Origin of the sequence: Desulfosporosinus cupriresistens (assembly GCF_001707885.1) — a bacterium.
Classification (GTDB): Bacteria; Bacillota; Desulfitobacteriia; order Desulfitobacteriales; family Desulfitobacteriaceae; genus Desulfosporosinus.
This window is the reverse complement of sequence record NZ_MASS01000075.1, coordinates 1-16748: the sequence shown is the minus strand read 5'-3', so window position 1 is coordinate 16748 and position 16748 is coordinate 1. Positions and strand designations below refer to the sequence as shown.

Sequence of the window (16748 nt, the reverse complement as noted above, 5' to 3'; positions counted from 1 at the left end):
ACGAGGTAGTCTCCGCCAAAACGACGGGGTTCCACCCGTTCGATCCACACTGCTGGAGTATGCGTTATAAGTCGCAGTGTGGCGAAAAGCTCGTCCGCTTTTCGTATACCGAACACGGAAGTTAAGACCTTCATGGCCGATGATACTTGGGGCGCAAGCCCCTGGCAAAGTAGGTCATCGCCAGGTAACAAGCAAGAGACTATCTCTAACGAGGTAGTCTCCGCCAAAACTACGGGGTTCCACCCGTTTGGGATACACACTCCAGGATACAGATTTAGGCCCGTTGGTCAAGCGGTCTAAGACACCGCCCTTTCACGGCGGTTACACGGGTTCGAATCCCGTACGGGTCACCAAATAAAGTATTCAAGTAAATAATCATAAAGTTTCAAAAACACAAAATAAATGGGTAGGTGGCCGAGTGGTTAAAGGCGACAGACTGTAAATCTGTTCCGCGAGGTACGATGGTTCGAATCCATCCCTGCCCACCATTGAAGCTCATTTAACGAGCATCTGCTATATGAAGGCGGATGCTTTTTACTATTAAAAAAGGAAGGCCAAAAAGAATAATTATGCATAAAATTGATATAAGGTGGATTTTTTTTGAGAATGAGCCTTCGTAGCTGAAACTACGAAAACTAAAATAGATTGAGATTTTAAGAAGTTCATAAGATATTCAATAGATCTTAGCATATATCCGAAAATTACACCTAATGCCTAATAATACTTGTTTTTTGTTATTTTTCTTGATTATTTATAGTGATTTATGTATAATTTGCATTGTTAATTTAGTAAAAGTGATTTGGAGGTACTGAAATGGGAAAAGCTCTGATTATCGGCGCTGGCGGAGTTGCTAGCGTAGCAATTCATAAATGTTGTCAAAATCCAGACGTATTTGAGGAAATCTGTATAGCCAGTAGAACTGTAGAAAAATGCGAAGCGATCAAAACGAAATTGGCTGGAAGTCAAACAATCATTCATACAGCACAGCTTGATGCTGATAATACCGAAATGGTCATTGACTTGATAAACAGCTTTAAGCCAGATATCGTCATTAACCTGGCGCTCCCCTATCAGGACTTGACAATTATGGATGCTTGCCTAGCGACTGGTGTTCATTATCTGGATACTGCGAATTACGAACCGCCCGATATTGCTAAATTTGAATACAAATGGCAGTGGGCATATCGAGACAAATTTGCTCAAGCGGGGATAACTGCATTGTTAGGAAGTGGTTTTGACCCGGGAGTTACAAGTGTGTTTTGTGCATATGCCCAGAAACATTATTTTGATGAAATTCATTCGATTGATATTGTGGATGCCAATGCCGGCGATCATGGATATCCCTTTGCTACAAATTTTAATCCGGAAATTAATATTCGTGAAATTACGGCAAATGGAAGGTATTATCAAAACGGTTCGTGGGTTGAAACTGACCCTCTTTCTGTGAAGAAAGTTTATGACCTCCCGGAGATAGGTCCCAAAAGCATTTACCTTATGTACCATGAAGAACTAGAATCGCTTGCAATTCATATAAAGGGAATTAAGCAGATCAGATTCTGGATGACTTTTTCGGACAATTATCTAAATCATTTACGTGTGCTTGAAAATGTTGGCATGACTTCGATTGAGCCTATTAATTTTGAAGGACAACAGATCATTCCTTTGCAATTCTTAAAGGCATTGCTTCCGGATCCAGCATCCCTAGGGCCAAGAACTAAAGGGAAAACGAATATCGGCTGCATTATGCAAGGGATTAAAGACGGAAAACCCAAAACCTATTATGTTTATAATGTTTGTGATCATCAAGAATGCTATGCCGAGGTTGGGTCGCAGGCTATTTCTTATACAACGGGGGTTCCGGCTATGATTGGTGCAATGTTAATGCTCAAAGGTATCTGGAAAAAACCTGGGGTATTTAATATTGAAGAATTTGATCCCGATCCCTTTATGGAAGCATTAAATAAATGCGGTTTACCGTGGCAAGAAAGCTTCTCGCCAACTCTCCTTGACTGAGGTGAAATGGATGGACATCGATTTTAGTATACTTCCATCCCCCTGCTATATTGTGGATGAAAGACTATTATTAAGGAATCTCGAAATTCTGCAGTACGTCCAACAGCGTACGGGATGCAGTATTCTTCTTGCTTTAAAAGGATTTTCGATGTATTCCGTATTTCCCTTAGTGGGCAAATATCTTAAAGGTGTAACGGCAAGTTCATTGTTTGAGGCTAGGCTGGGTCATGAAGAATTAGGAAAAGAAGTTCATATTTATGCACCGGCTTATGTTGATAAAGAATTTGATCAAATCATGGACACTTGTGATCACATCATCTTCAATTCGTTTGGTCAATGGAATAAATTCAAAGCCCAAGTAAAAAATAATAAGACAAAGACAAGCTGTGGCATCCGGGTTAATCCGGAATATTCAGAGATCGAGACGCCGATCTATGATCCCTGCTATCAGCATTCAAGACTGGGAGTGACTTTGTCAAATTTTCGACCTGAGGAGCTTGATGGCATTGAGGGACTGCATTTTCATACAATGTGTGAACAGAATTCAGATACTCTTGCCCGTACAATTCAAGTCGTTGACCAAAAATTTGGTGAGTTTATAAAAAGAATGAAATGGCTTAACCTAGGTGGAGGTCATCATATTACCAGACCTGACTATGACATTGAAACTTTGGTCCGTTCAATTACATTTTTTCAGGATAAATATGGAGTCGATATATACCTAGAACCTGGTGAAGCTGTCGCCTTGAACACTGGATTTCTAGTTGCTAAGGTTCTTGATATAGTGGATAATGGCATGAAGATTGCTATTTTAGATACTTCAGCAGCGTGTCATATGCCGGATGTGCTTGAAATGCCTTATAGGCCTAATATAATCGATGCTGGAATGCCTGGTGAACATCCTTATACCTACAGACTTGGTGGTCATACATGTCTGGCCGGAGACATCATTGGCGATTATTCTTTTCGACAACCGATAAAAACTGGTGACAGACTTGTATTTTGTGACATGGCCCACTATACTATGGTGAAGAACAATATGTTCAATGGCGTGAATCTCCCTTCTATCGCCCGTTTTAATGAAGCCGAAGGCATTAAGGTCGTTAGACAATTTGGTTATGAAGATTTTAAAGCCCGCTTATCCTAAAAATATTTGTTTTGATTAACATTTAATCTGCTGGTGAGGTATTTTATGAATGATTTAGCTGACTACAAAAGAGCAAATAATAAAAAATATGTCAAAGATTTTCTTGAAGGAATTTTAGATGTCATCGAGACAGATTATCCTGACAAATATTTTATGATGTTCGAGGATCATACCCAGATAACCACCTTGTTTTCCAATGAAGAATGGATAGACATACTGACAAAGTCGAGAAATTCCTTCAGCTGTCATATTAAACGAATAAATTTGACAGAAAAACGGACGACTAAGGAAAATCGAGCTGAGATTGGGCGTTTGATCATGCTAAATTCTCACTTTGATCGAAGCGAAGGCGAGAAATAAGCCTAATGGATTATCAGATATCAGATCATAAGTGGTATGTTCTATTTTCATACTTTTGATATTGGCAATCATTCAATTTTCAGGGTCCAAGCTGTGCTCATGCGCAGCCTGGGCCCTCTTTTTGTAACCAGTGTAGCTTGGGGACACCTTTTTTTACTACTAAAAGAGCAGGGGACGGGTTTGGTTTGGCAGTCTGTTTTGGAATTGCCGCACGACATAAGGCGAAAATCAATGTCGAGACTAGCCCAAAGGGTTTAACATTTTTCATGAAATTTTAGTTATAACATTCCTTTCTATGGAAATGGTGGTAAAATAGTGGATAAAAGAGGAGGGGTTTTATGAAAATCGCCATTGTTTACTACAGCCAGACTGGAAATACTAAAAAGGTTGCCGACCTCATTGCGGAAGGTGCGAAGAAGACCAAGAATGTAGAAGTGAAATGCATGTCTATCGAAGAGATCGATACTGAATTCTTAGTGGAGGCCAAAGCGGTTATCTTTGGATCACCAACGATTGCCGGCACTTTTGCCTGGCAATTGAAACAATGGTTGGATACAAATAGAAATATTGGTGGAAAACTGGGCGCTGTTTTTGCTACGGCCAAATTTGTAGGTGGCGGAGCCGAGGTAGCAGAATTATCATTGATTGCAGAGTTGTTGGTAAAAGGAATGTTGGTATATTCATCGGGCGCTGCTGAGGGACAACCTTTTATCCATTATGGCGCTGTGTGCATTCAAGATGGAGACGAAGGCCAGAAAGAAAGGGCAAGAACATTCGGAGAAAGAATAGCCAATAAGGCAGTGGAACTATTCAAATAAGCTACTCGAATGAAATTTAGGGGATGTGTGAAAACTCAGTCTCCAAAATTTCAAGTGGTTACAACAATCAATAAGCGTCCTCATTTCACTATTAAAGTGGAGTGAGGACGCTTGTGTTTTGATGATATAGAAGCAAAAGTGGGGATGTGAAAAAAGATAGTAACAAGTTTTAGCACAAACCCCTATTATTTTTTTATTTCATTATTCTGAAATCCAATGGTATTCTACTCTATTTGAAAGTCCTAGTTTATGATATAATCATTGAAATATTTTCATTGATTTTGCACTAAAGATTTATGGTTTTAGGAAGAGATGATTTTGACAAACTCAAATCTTACTATAATCTATAAAAAGAAAGGGAGGGTCACTAATTTGATGATGACTGGAGCAGAGGCAATTATTGAGTCCCTGAAAAATGAAAACGTTGACGTGGTGTTCGGCTATCCCGGTGGGTCAGTGTTGACACTTTATGATGCTTTGTACCAAGCAAACTTTAAACATATTTTAACGAAGCATGAACAAGGTGCAGTTCATGCAGCAGACGGTTACGCCAGAGCTACTGGAAAGGTTGGGGTTGTCATAGCTACCTCCGGACCAGGAGCGACCAATCTGGTAACCGGAATTGCCACAGCTTACATGGATTCTATTCCTTTAGTGGCTATTACTGGTCAAGTCGCTGTTCCACTGATCGGAAGAGATTCGTTCCAGGAGGCAGATATTCGAGGCATTACAACGCCTATAACAAAACACAACTATTTGGTCAAGAAGGTAGAGGATTTACCAGGGGTCCTGAAAGAAGCTTTTTATATTGCACGTACTGGTAGGCCTGGACCAGTGGTCGTCGATGTAGTTAAAGATGTCTTTGCGGCTGCGCTAGATTATCAGTATCCAAAAGAGGTTAAGCTGCGCGGCTATCGTCCTATCTTTGCAGGAAATTTAGAAACTATCGATAAAGTCTTCAAGGAGTTGAGTTTAGCCCAGAAACCTCTTATTTTCGTAGGCGGGGGTGTGAATTTGTCCGGTGCCTCGGCGGTCTTACGAGATTTAATTGAACAGACAGGTTTCCCAGTAATCTCCTCATTGATGGGTTTGGGTTGTCTGCCGTTTGATCATCCACAATTCCTAGGCATGGTTGGAATGCATGGGACGTATGCAGCTAATATGGCTACGACGGAATGTGATTTGCTGTTGGGAATCGGAGTTCGCTTTGATGATCGAGTCACAGGACTCCTTAGTGAGTTTGCTACGAAAGCTAAAGTTGTCCACTTTGACATTGATCCTGCTGAAATCAACAAAAACGTTATGGCGCATCTGCGCGTTGTAGGAGACCTGAACTGGTCATTACCTGCCCTAGTGGAACGGGTTACCGATGTTTCCGCTGAACTAAAAGGACATGTTCAATCTTGGAAAGATAAGGTTCTCTCTTGGCAACAGGAAAAGCCTTTAAACTATGAGCATCAAACAGACTTGGTGATGCCTCAAGAAGTTATTGAGAAAGTCAGTCAGTTGACTCAAGGTGATGCAGTGATTGTCACAGATGTGGGACAACACCAGATGTGGGTAGCCCAATATTATGGTTTTAAAAATCCTCGCTCGTTGCTTACATCAGGTGGACTCGGTACGATGGGCTATGGTCTTCCGGCTGCGCTAGGAGCACAATGTGGTTTACCTGATCGAAAGGTTATCTTATTTGTCGGTGATGGCGGAATTATGATGAATTGTCAGGAAATGGCAACGGCTGCTAATTACGGTTTTCCGGTTAAAGTACTGATCTTTAATAATCAGACATTAGGCATGGTTTCTCAGTGGCAAAGGATGTTCTACGGTGAACGTTATTCACATACAAGTCTTAAAGGCAATACTGATTTTGTGAAATTGGCGGAGGCTATGGGTGTGACAGGCTTAAGGGTGACTAAGCCAGAGGAACTAGATAAAGTTCTGCAAGAAGCGTTTGCTACTCCTGGCCCTGTGGTTGTCGATATTCGGACCCCAGAAAAAGTGGACGTCTTGCCTATGGTTCCGGCAGGTGCGCGTTTAGATCAAATGATTTTGGGAGGTTCAGAGGGATGAAACATACACTCGCAGTTTTAGTAGAAAATCGACCGGGAGTTTTAACGCATATTTCCGGGCTGATCAGCCGTCGGGCCTTTAACATTGAAAGTATTGCTGCCGGGTACACAGAGGAACCCGATACAACCAGGATCACAATTGTGGTCGAGGGGGATGAGATAGAGCAAGAACAGGTTGTTAACCAGTTGTCCAAATTAGTGGATGTCATCAAAATCACTGATCTTACGGCCGTGGAGTCGATCCAACGCGAGTTAGTTTTGATTAAGGTTAAAGCAAGTGTTGAGACACGTTCGGATATCATTAATATCGTCGATATTTTCCGAGCAAGAATCATTGATGTAAATCGGGAGACGATGGTTATCGAACTTTCTGGTGACGAAACAAAGATCGATGCCTTATGTCAAGTACTAGAGGATGATCATGGAATTATTGAAATTGTACGGACAGGTAAGATTGCTCTCTCGCGAGGACCAATCCCAGCAAAGGATCGATGAGCTTTATAAAGAGAGAAGGACTTCGTCAGCACGAAGTCCTTCTCTCTTTATAAAGAAATTTGGCTGACGCCAAGCGTTAGAGCGGTGCTGTCATAGTTGTATTGGTGTGCAGTCCAGGGGGATCTAAGTGTTATGTGGGGTTAGCAGGTTGTGGAGTTAAACGAGATAAGAACATCTCATATAATTGACTTGATTTCCCTGTCCTAATAATTTTAGGGTACATCTCGGGTGCTAGTTCCTTTACGGCTTTTAACTTATCTTGCATATTGTTAGATTTCCCTGTAATTTCTTGATACTTATTACATAATTGTTCGTTTTTCCATTGCATAATACGTTCTATTGTTGGCGTTCGGGTCATTGGTGGCGGTGTATGAGGAATGTCAAATGTGAAACTTACTGTATTTCCGTTTCTTGTAAATTGGTCCAATGAATATCCTGCATTCCATAGTCCACCTATAAACGCATCACGCATAAGCACATTATGCAAGGTAATATCAATATCCATTGTTAATTCTGAAGGTCCGGAAAACTCGCCTAGTTTAAAACCTGTTAGCCACCAGTGTTCCCCTTCTCTTGTAAAGAGCGTATTACCGTTCTTTTTTAAAGTATACTTCATTTCTAATAAATCATTGTTGCTTGCACAATTATAATAAGCACCATTAAAAAGACCCAAAATATTAAGATCATGGGCATCTGTATAGACTCCTATCTCACAACCAGTCACTAGATCGTACTGACCTTTCCACAAACCAATCATCCATTTCTTATCAAGATAGTCAAAATGAATTGGTTCACAATCAATAATCATCCCCATTAACGCTGCTGCTTCATCGTACAGACGACAATATCCAATATTTCTTTGCCAAGGATCCATGGTTGAATAAAATATATCTTGTTTTAGGTCATACGAATAACCAGCAATTTCTATCATATTATCTAATTCATGATTCCCGGTCACCACAGGAACAGAGTCGGATTCGTCAACGTCTCTATAGGTGACCGTTTTGCTTTTAGGCTCTAATATTTGAACGGACATAAAAATCGCCCCCTTATTACATAATATTTGATTGATGAATGGTATGGTGCATGGATTATAATTTAGCAATCCAGATAAAAATATAAATCTCTCAATTTTATATTGATAAAATTGAGAGATTTATACAATGAGTAAGTTCTGGGGCCATTCATCGTTTTAGTAGGGCATAACTTAGAATCGCGCCGACCTCAGTGACAGAAATCACTATGCCCATGGGTAGTGCTGTATTTCCGCCACCTAGGCCAACGAGTGGAGCGACTATAGCCCCAATCACAAATGAAAATAAACCTAGTAACGCTGAAGCACTACCGGCTGAATGACCGTAATTCTCCATGGCCAACGAAGAGCCAGCAGTTGATACAATTCCGACACTTGAGACAAGCACGAACAAAGGTAGTAAGATCGCGGTGAGTCCTGCTCCAATAAGAATCATGATTAGCAACACGATACCGCCCATTGAAGCCAGGATTAGACCGCTGAGAAAAAGCTTAGTTCCGTTAATTCTGCTTGCTAGCCTACCAGTGATTTGTCCGGCAATGATAATGCCGATTCCGTTGATGGCGAAAAACACACTAAACATTTGTGGAGAGGCACCAAAAATGTTTTGGATGACAAAAGGAGAACCTGATATATAAGCAAACATGGCGGCCATTACAAGTCCCTGAGGTAGAGCATAACTCATGAAAACGCGGTCGCAGATGAGAACTCGAAAGGTGGTTAAAGTATTCATCAGACCAGCTTGTGAGCGGCGGCGGAGAGGTAATGTCTCTGGTAAACCAAAGAAGACCGTGACGAGCATGGCGATACCAACCAGACTTAAAACCAGGAATACGCCTCGCCAAGAGGTAAACTGTAATAATTGTCCACCGATGATTGGGGCAAAGATTGGTCCGACTCCATTGATCAGCATCAAAAGAGAAAAAAACTTCATCATCTCAGAACCTGAGTATAGATCCCTTACTACTGCGCGCGATATTGCAATGCCTGCAGAGCCTGCGAAGCCCTGAATGAATCGAAGTAAAATCAATCCCCAGATGGATGGGCTTAAAGCACAAAGTAAGGATGAGATAGTATAGCTAACCAGTCCGATCAGCAGAGGGATACGACGCCCGCGTATATCGCTTTGAGAACCAGCTACGAGTTGTCCCACTGAGAGCCCAAGTAGGCAAGCTGTCAGACTAAATTGAGCCAATGATGTGCTGGTGTGCAAATCCTTGGTCAAGATGGGCAGGGAAGGTAAGTACATGTCAATAGATAATGGCCCGAAAGCAGACAGCGCACCTAATATGATAGCGGTCCATAATCTACGGGATTGAGACACTGACGAGGTAGAAGCTGTGAAGTCGTTTTGATAAGTATTCACCTGAGTTTCTTTGGCTCCTTTGCATGATATTAGGTTAATCTGAAAAAGCGTCCACATTTAAAAATTATGGGGTTAGGTATGGCACTTTAAGCTTTCGGCAAAGGGTTTTTATAATAATTATAGATGCCATGGAAAATGGCAGAGGCAACATTTTTTTGGAACGTCGGGTTTTGTAGCCTGGCTTCTTCATAAGGATTAGAAATAAAGGCTGTTTCCAGCAAAACGGCAGGCATACTTGTATAGCGTAAAACATAATCCCTTGCTTCTTTAACCCCACGGTTCTTTGTTTTAATTGTATCGATTAGGGAGGATTCAATGTTGCTGGCCAGCTGTATGCTCTCATTCTCTTTTAGATTTTCTTTGGAATAAAAAGTTGAAGTACCCTGTACATCAGGGTTGGTAAACGAATCATTATGGATGCAGATAAATAAGTCGGGTTTATATTTGTTGGCTAAGTCAACCCGGGCTTGTAGATCCGCTGTTTCAGAATAATTTGTAACGGGACAAATACATATATCTGTATCGCGGGTTAAGATAACTTGGGCGCCTGCTTGTTTTAAGATATTATTTAAGACAAGCGATATAGCCAAGGTGTTATCCTTTTCATTGGTATGTTTAGGGCCAATTGCTCCTGTATCAGGTCCTCCATGTCCAGGATCTATCATAATCGTCTTACCTGCTAAGGCGTTAGCAGGGATTCCTTGAAAAGGATCAATGAGAACTTCTGAGGAAGGATCGTAAGTGGTCGGAACAGTGGAGTTATCAGAGGGTGGTGGAGTGACATCGCCATCATTATCGCTTGATGGAGGATCCGGTTTCTTGATTTCTGAGGGCAAGGAGGGGAAGGATTTAAGATTATCTTTATATTTAGAAGAAGCTTTTCCTTGAATAATATTTTGGGTGTTAGAACTGATAATACCTGTTCCGCCTAAGATATAAACTCTGCCATTTACGCTTAAGTCGATAGTAGTCGTTGAGCTGATTTTGTTGGTTGCGGTGGTGGTAGAGCTAATTGAACTGATCTTATTTGGAGAAACAGATGTGACAAAAGCAGCAGAAACCCAACCGGTTTTAGATTGATAGGTAGTTTTATACCATTGGCCTTGAAGATCCGTAAGATCAAGGGTGGTGCCTTTCGGAATCGTGATGAGTGTTTTTCCTGTTGGCGAGGGTGTATCTCTTAGATTTAGACCTCCTGAGGCTGTAATTTCCCCTTTTGGAGTTGATATGATGGTTACATAATCAGCAGAGATCCAACCGGTCTTAGATTGATAGGTGGTTTTATACCATTGGCCTTGATGATCCGTAAGATCAAGGGCGGTGCCTTTCGGAATCGTGGCGAGTGTTGCTCCAGTTGGCGAGGGTGTATCTCTGAGATTTAAGCCTCCTGACGCTGTGATTTCCCCTTTTAGAGATTGATTGCTTGTATTATTGTCCGTTGTCTTAGTATCAGAGTCATCTGATGGGGTTAATGGAGTGGATATGACGGTTATGTAATCAGCAGAGATCCAACCGGTCTTAGATTGATAGGTAGTTTTATACCATTGGCCTTGTTGTTCAGTAAGATCAATCGTTGTACCGTTGGGAATGGTAACAAGAGTTTTTCCTGTTGGTGAGGGGGTATCTCTAAGATTCAGGCTCCCTGTCGCGTTAACTTTCCCTTTCTTAGAGGGATTAGCGGAACTATCACTGCTTTCAGATGGAGGTTCAACTTGCATATGTTCACGCATAAGACTATAGACTGATGGCGGAATATCTTCTTTTTCTGTGAGCAAAAGGGGAGCTTCAACTTTTGAAGCAAGGACTGTTCCAGCAACGGCATCTGGAAATGTTATCCCAGAGGCCAGGAAAAGGTCATTAGACTTATAGGTACCTTTCATATAGGTAACGACTTTGGCATTGGTTTGGTAACGGTCCTGACCGCCTAAACGAGTCTCGACCGAGAACTTATTTTTTGTTAATTCAATGGAAGGAACGACGACTTCTCCCCCAATAACGATTAAATGCTTTGGGCCAGCCTCTTGGTAGTATTGAATGACAGAATCCGGTAGAGTTGTTGATGTAAGAACTATCGGGATCTGTTTGATGCCTGCATACGTTGCTGCTGATAAAGCATCAGGAAAATTATCCCCGTTAGCCAAGATTAATGAGTCGCTGGATAAGCGTTTGGCCAGAAGGACCGACGTTTCGTAACGGTCTATTCCGCCAATGCGTTCCCATTTTAACGAAGAATTATCAAGTTCTTTTTCTATAGAAGGTTGTAAACAGGCGATTCCGCCAAGAAGAATGACTTTTTGAGGTTTTAATCGTTGTAGTTCTTGGAGAACGCGTGGGTCAATAGAGTTTCCAGCGGTCAGTAATATAGGAGCATCTAAGCTGACCGCAAAAGGTGTTGAAGCAATAGAATCCGGGTAATCGGAGTACTCGCATAAAATAACTGTTTGAGCGGAATCCCAACCTTTTTGCGATATTTTTAGAGCCGTTTCAACTCTGTCCTGACCGGCTATACGTTCTGTTGAATAGACTAAGGGGCTCGCTTGGGTTATTAAGGGTGCACTTAATATACATGTAAGTGATGTGATTACACATAAAATAATTTTTTTCACAACTATTTCCCTTCCCTTTATCAATATATGTCGATTATATCATAAAAACTAATATTTATTGATGAAATTAGTTAACATCCTAAACAATTAAGGAGCTTCACATAACATGAGGCTCCTTAATTGTTTAGGATTTATGTAATTGGCAGTGAGCTTGAGATCTGATTGAATACCTTCACATTACGTAGATCTAGAAGGCAGCTTTTAAGATGGCAATAAAATCCTCAACAAAACCTTGTCTTGGATTGGTAAAAGAAGAGATATCTTTTAAGGCATTTTGCGACAGTGTTTCAATATCACGCTCATTTAGTCCCATCTCACTTAATCTGCTAGGAATTTCGATTCTAGAATTTAAATTCTTGATTGAGTCAATAATTAAGTCAACTGCATGAGATCTGTTATGGGTAACAGTTCCCGTTGCGCTACATAATTGCATAATTTTTTGTTCAGGTACCGAAATTGAGTTAAATTCAAAAACATAAGGTAGTAAGGCCGCAGTATAGTCGCCATGGGTTTGATGATAAAATCCACCTAATTGATGTGCTAGACAATGTACATATCCTAACCCTGCATTATTAAAAGCCATGCCAGCCATAATGCTTGCAAACATCATCTTTTCTCTGGCTTCTAAATCATTGCCATTTTCATATGCTCTAGGGAGATACTCAAAAGCCAATCTTATTGCATCAAGTGCTAAAGAATCGGTAATTGGGGAAGCTTCAGTGGATACAAAAGCTTCTATGGCATGTGAAACAACATCAATACCTGAGCTGGCGGTAACCTCCTTGGGCATTGTTGTCATAAATATAGGGTCGTTAACTGAAATATATGGAGTTATATAAGGCGATCCGATCGTCATCTTTACTTTCCTGGAATTATCACATACTATGGCAAACATTGATAATTCCGCCGCAGATCCTGCAGTGGTATTGATTGCAATTTGGGGTAGCGCAGGTTTGGTAACTTTATTATAGCCTTCATAATCAATGATTGAACCACCATTTGTGGCAACCGTAGCGATTGCTTTGGCACAGTCATGGTTTGTTCCGCCGCCAATGGAAATGACCAGCTTGTAGTTTCGTTTAAATATATTTAGCCCTTTCTTAAAATAAGTTAGCCCATCCTCTACAAAAGAAACAGTAGGGTTAGGATGTAATACACCGTCAAAAATATCATAGGAGATAAATAAATTTTTTAAGATTTTTTCCACATTCTCTACATATCCAAGGCTTAGCATATTTTTATCGGTAACGATTAGTGCTTTACTGAGCTTCCATGACAATAATTCATTAGGCAGGTCTTTAATGGCCCCAATACCGATAAGGTTGGTTTTGGGCAAAATATAATTATGAGTATTTTCCAAACAGGGTTTACCTCCTCATAAATATCAGTCTATTTTAGCAAACGATGTTAAACAATTGTAATATTAATTTAGGTACATGATCTTTATTTGCTGTCATAATTTCATTGATCTATTATGGTTTTGAATAACCTTCTATGTAAGCATTCAGTTTATAAAAACCCCAAGTGGCTAGTGAAAACCAAACAACAAAACCTAATAAAGGTAGAAGGATTCTGCTTTCTGTTTTCAAGATTCCCATATCAATAACCAGGTTATAATACAATACAGAGAAGAAGATTCCGGCACATGCAAAAAGGTAATTCAATGGTTTCTGTAGCGGCAAAAAATAGAAGTATAATATGAAAAATATTGACCATGTAACATCGGCAAAAATATGTACGCCTATGAAGCCAAAGGGTCCATAGTTTGTCCAAGCGAATAAACCGGTGACATATCCAAAGAAATGCACCATTGCATCCATGATTCCACCAAATATGATTCCATAAATAGATAACCGTCGGATTTCTATTTTGGGAACATTGACTATTAGGATTAAAGCGAAAACTGTAGTAAAAATTGGATATAAAAGAAACTTGGGCATCGTTTGTTATCCCCTTTATATGTTTTTCCTAAGGTTTTAGTTAGAATATCCACTTTAACGCTTAATATTCTATCGATAAAAGATGTCATTGTTACTTGTTCAATTGATTGTCAACAACGTGGGCGGGATGAAAGCGACTTTATATTCTTTGCACCATGAAGTAGAATAAGAGGAAAGCTTCAAAATATGAGTACAAGAGGGAATGCAATGTATCCAATAAATTATAACTATAAAATGCCTGCCGAATGGGTCAAACATTCGCGCACCTTTATTTCCTGGCCAGTTCAAAGGTCTATGTGTTATCCAGAGGATTATGAAACAGTTTGCTTTGGCTATGCAGAAATTATTAAGGCTATTGCCGAATTTGAGCCTGTTACGGTTGTGATGAATCCTGTTGATGTAGAGGAATCAGAAATGCTGGTTCATCTATTTAAAAACGAGCGAATTGAAGGCCTAGCTATTGAGCATAATGATGCATGGCTTCGGGATAATGGTCCAACGTTTTTGGTAAATGATGTAGGAGAGGTCGCAGGAGTCAATTGGCATTTTAATGCCTGGGGCGGTAAATATGCGTCGTGGGATTTAGACGATCAGGTAGCGCCTCAAATTCTTAACTTTGTCGGGTTGAAACGGTTTGATGCTCCTCTTGTGATGGAGGGAGGTTCACTCCATGTGGACGGAAAAGGCACGCTTTTAACGACGGAAGAGTGTCTTCTGAATGCTAATCGAAACCCGGAATTAACGAAAGAGCAGATTGAAGCCGAGTTAAAGAAATTTTTAAATATACGGAAGGTAGTTTGGCTAAAAAACGGATTAGACGGGGATGAGACAGACGGTCATGTTGACAACATCGCTTGCTTTGCTGCTCCAGGCAAAATCCTAATCCAAGTTTGTGACGATCCTGAAGACGCAAATTACGCGATTACCCAAGAAAACTTAAGGATTCTTGGTAGTGAAACGGATGCTCTGGGGAGAAAATTTGAAATCATTCCCATCCAGCAGCCTCCAAAATTATTCTATAACAATACGCGCTTAACTCTGAGTTATCTGAACTTTTACTTTGTTAATGGAGGGATTATTTTGCCTATCTTCGGCGGCAAAGCGAAAGAAACCGATCAATTAACTGCGCAAGTATTGGGTGAACTATTCCCTGAAAGACGGATACGCACTGTTAATGGAATGGCAATCATTCGTGAGGGCGGAAATGTGCATTGTACAACCCAACAAATGCCCACGGGGTAAAAGGAAAGAGGACACACCTGAAGTACCAGCAGTAATACTGAGACAGGAATGTCCCCAATTGACTATAATTTATGGTAAGTAGGTGTAAAAGTGAGAAATGTAATTGTAGCGGCGACTCAGATGAGCTGTTCCAGCAGCATTGAAAGAAACATCGAAAAAGCGGATGCGCTTGTTAGACGAGCAGTGGATAAGGGCGCCCAAATTATTTTATTACAAGAGTTGTTTGAAACCCCGTATTTCTGTCAGAAGGAAAAGTCCGATTATTATGCTTATGCGACCGAGTTAGAATTGAACAAAGCTGTTCAGCATTTTAGGCAAGTAGCCAAAGAGCTTCAGGTGGTTTTACCGATCAGCTTCTATGAGAAGAGAAACAATGCACGCTATAACTCTCTGGCAGTCATAGATGCCAATGGAGAAGTGCTGGGGAAATATCGCAAGAGTCATATCCCGGATGGTCCTGGTTATGAAGAAAAGTTCTACTTTAACCCAGGAGATACAGGTTTTAAGGTCTGGAATACCAAGTATGCAAAAATCGGTGTTGGGGTCTGCTGGGATCAATGGTATCCGGAGGCTGCCCGATGTATGGTCTTAAGAGGTGCTGAATTACTTTTTTATCCAACAGCCATCGGTACGGAGCCTCAAGATGGATCGATCGATTCTAAAGACCATTGGCAGACTTGTATGTTAGGGCATGCCGCAGCAAACTTGGTTCCCGTGGTTGCTTCCAATCGGATTGGGGTTGAGGTAGACGAAGATTCTAGTATTACCTTCTACGGATCCTCCTTTATTGCAGACCCGCAAGGGAACAAGCTTGCCGAAGCTGGTCGCGCGGAAGAAACAGTACTAGTTGCTGAGTTTGACTTGGATCAACTTGAGATACAGCGGCTTGAGTGGGGAATCTTCAGAGACCGTCGGCCTGATTTATACAAAATTATTTCGTCTTACGATGGGGAGTTAAGTTTCTAGAAACTAGCCTTGCTTTAACGCAGGGCTTTAATTTTAATAACCCTATCGAAAAGCGCTTTGACGGATTTAATTAAATAACTTGAGAGGGTTATTTGATTTTTTGAAGAATAGTTTCTAGAGGTTGTCTAAATCTGTAAGTCTAATTTTAAAGGTCTACTTCTCAGTATATGAAATTGAACGGCGGAGGGATTTTATGCTAAGAATTGGTTTTCTTGGTCCCGATGGAACCTTTTCCCAACGAGCTGCCCGAATTTATTCTAATAATAATAACAATCATGCTGAATTAGTCAGTTTGCCGAGTATACGAGAAACTCTATTAGCAGTACAACATGGTGAGCTGGATTTGGCCGTCATTCCTTTTGAAAATTCTTTAGAAGGCTCAGTCAATGTCGTTCTGGATATTTTAGCTTGGGAGGTGGACTTGCTTATCATTGATGAGCTGATTCTTCCAATCTCACAGACCTTGATGATCACACCTGGAGGGAGATGGCAGGATATCACGGAAGTTTTCACCCATCCCCAATCAGCTGGTCAGTGTCGTCTCTTTTTAGAGAGCCAACTTCCGCAAGCTGAGTTGCATTTAACAAATAGCAACTCGGAAGGGGCTAACCAAGCTAAAAGAATTGGAATCACAGCAGGGGCTATAGGTCCGGAACAAGCAGCAGACATCTTTGGGCTGGAAGTTGCCCTTCG

Annotated in this window: 15 protein-coding genes and 2 tRNA genes; 11 read left to right on the top strand and 6 right to left on the bottom strand. The window is 40.9% G+C overall.

What is annotated here, in order from left to right:
* Positions 1–227, bottom strand: a 227-nt coding sequence (locus tag DSBG_RS22665) for a hypothetical protein (RefSeq protein ID WP_141694381.1), incomplete at its 3' end; no start/stop codon positions are given.
* A gap of 50 nt (positions 228–277) precedes the next feature.
* Between DSBG_RS22665 and DSBG_RS19625 the strand changes: the two genes are divergently transcribed.
* The 8 genes from DSBG_RS19625 to ilvN all read left to right on the top strand — a co-directional run bounded on the left by DSBG_RS19625 (position 278) and on the right by ilvN (position 6902).
* Positions 278–353 (top strand) — tRNA-Glu (locus DSBG_RS19625).
* A 51-nt stretch (positions 354–404) separates the two neighbouring features.
* Positions 405–488 (top strand) — tRNA-Tyr (locus DSBG_RS19620).
* A 325-nt stretch (positions 489–813) separates the two neighbouring features.
* Complete coding sequence (locus DSBG_RS19615) at positions 814–2013, top strand: saccharopine dehydrogenase family protein (protein ID WP_068966411.1); 1200 nt, start codon at positions 814–816, stop codon at positions 2011–2013.
* Between the two features lie 10 nt (positions 2014–2023).
* Positions 2024–3160, top strand: coding sequence for a carboxynorspermidine decarboxylase (gene nspC, locus DSBG_RS19610; RefSeq protein WP_068966409.1), 1137 nt, complete (start codon positions 2024–2026; stop codon positions 3158–3160).
* A gap of 45 nt (positions 3161–3205) precedes the next feature.
* Positions 3206–3520 carry a hypothetical protein gene (locus DSBG_RS19605; protein WP_068966408.1) on the top strand — a complete coding sequence of 105 codons (315 nt, stop codon included), beginning with the start codon at positions 3206–3208 and terminating at the stop codon, positions 3518–3520.
* Between the two features lie 338 nt (positions 3521–3858).
* Entirely contained in the window at positions 3859–4338 is a 480-nt protein-coding gene (locus DSBG_RS19600; RefSeq protein ID WP_068966406.1) for a flavodoxin family protein, read from the top strand.
* 372 nt (positions 4339–4710) lie between these two features.
* Positions 4711–6408 carry a biosynthetic-type acetolactate synthase large subunit gene (gene ilvB, locus DSBG_RS19595; protein ID WP_068966404.1) on the top strand — a complete coding sequence of 566 codons (1698 nt, stop codon included), beginning with the start codon at positions 4711–4713 and terminating at the stop codon, positions 6406–6408.
* Positions 6405–6902: an acetolactate synthase small subunit gene (gene ilvN, locus DSBG_RS19590; protein ID WP_009622945.1), complete on the top strand. Its 498-nt coding sequence runs from the start codon at positions 6405–6407 to the stop codon at positions 6900–6902. The genes ilvB and ilvN overlap by 4 nt, the downstream gene beginning before the upstream one ends.
* Positions 6903–7032: 130 nt before the next feature.
* Here ilvN and DSBG_RS19585 read toward each other — a convergent pair whose 3' ends face one another.
* From DSBG_RS19585 to DSBG_RS19565, 5 genes are all read right to left on the bottom strand, one after another.
* The gene (locus tag DSBG_RS19585; RefSeq protein ID WP_068966402.1) at positions 7033–7938 is read right to left on the bottom strand and encodes a DUF4474 domain-containing protein; all 906 of its coding nucleotides are present in this window, start codon (positions 7936–7938) and stop codon (positions 7033–7035) included.
* A gap of 148 nt (positions 7939–8086) precedes the next feature.
* Positions 8087–9301, bottom strand: coding sequence for a multidrug effflux MFS transporter (locus DSBG_RS19580; RefSeq protein WP_068966400.1), 1215 nt, complete (start codon positions 9299–9301; stop codon positions 8087–8089).
* Positions 9302–9387: 86 nt separating this feature from the next.
* Entirely contained in the window at positions 9388–11907 is a 2520-nt protein-coding gene (locus DSBG_RS19575) for an N-acetylmuramoyl-L-alanine amidase (protein WP_068966399.1), read from the bottom strand.
* A gap of 187 nt (positions 11908–12094) precedes the next feature.
* Positions 12095–13267, bottom strand: coding sequence for an iron-containing alcohol dehydrogenase (locus tag DSBG_RS19570; RefSeq protein WP_068966397.1), 1173 nt, complete (start codon positions 13265–13267; stop codon positions 12095–12097).
* 112 nt (positions 13268–13379) lie between these two features.
* Positions 13380–13847 carry a hypothetical protein gene (locus tag DSBG_RS19565; RefSeq protein WP_068966395.1) on the bottom strand — a complete coding sequence of 156 codons (468 nt, stop codon included), beginning with the start codon at positions 13845–13847 and terminating at the stop codon, positions 13380–13382.
* A gap of 207 nt (positions 13848–14054) precedes the next feature.
* Between DSBG_RS19565 and DSBG_RS19560 the strand changes: the two genes are divergently transcribed.
* From DSBG_RS19560 to DSBG_RS19550, 3 genes are all read left to right on the top strand, one after another.
* Complete coding sequence (locus tag DSBG_RS19560) at positions 14055–15089, top strand: agmatine deiminase family protein (RefSeq protein ID WP_068966393.1); 1035 nt, start codon at positions 14055–14057, stop codon at positions 15087–15089.
* 90 nt (positions 15090–15179) lie between these two features.
* Positions 15180–16055, top strand: a complete 876-nt coding sequence (aguB, locus tag DSBG_RS19555) for an N-carbamoylputrescine amidase (RefSeq protein ID WP_068966391.1) — start codon at positions 15180–15182, stop codon at positions 16053–16055.
* Positions 16056–16248: 193 nt separating this feature from the next.
* Positions 16249–16748 (top strand): prephenate dehydratase domain-containing protein (locus tag DSBG_RS19550; RefSeq protein ID WP_282434240.1); only part of this gene is annotated, 500 nt, incomplete at its 3' end.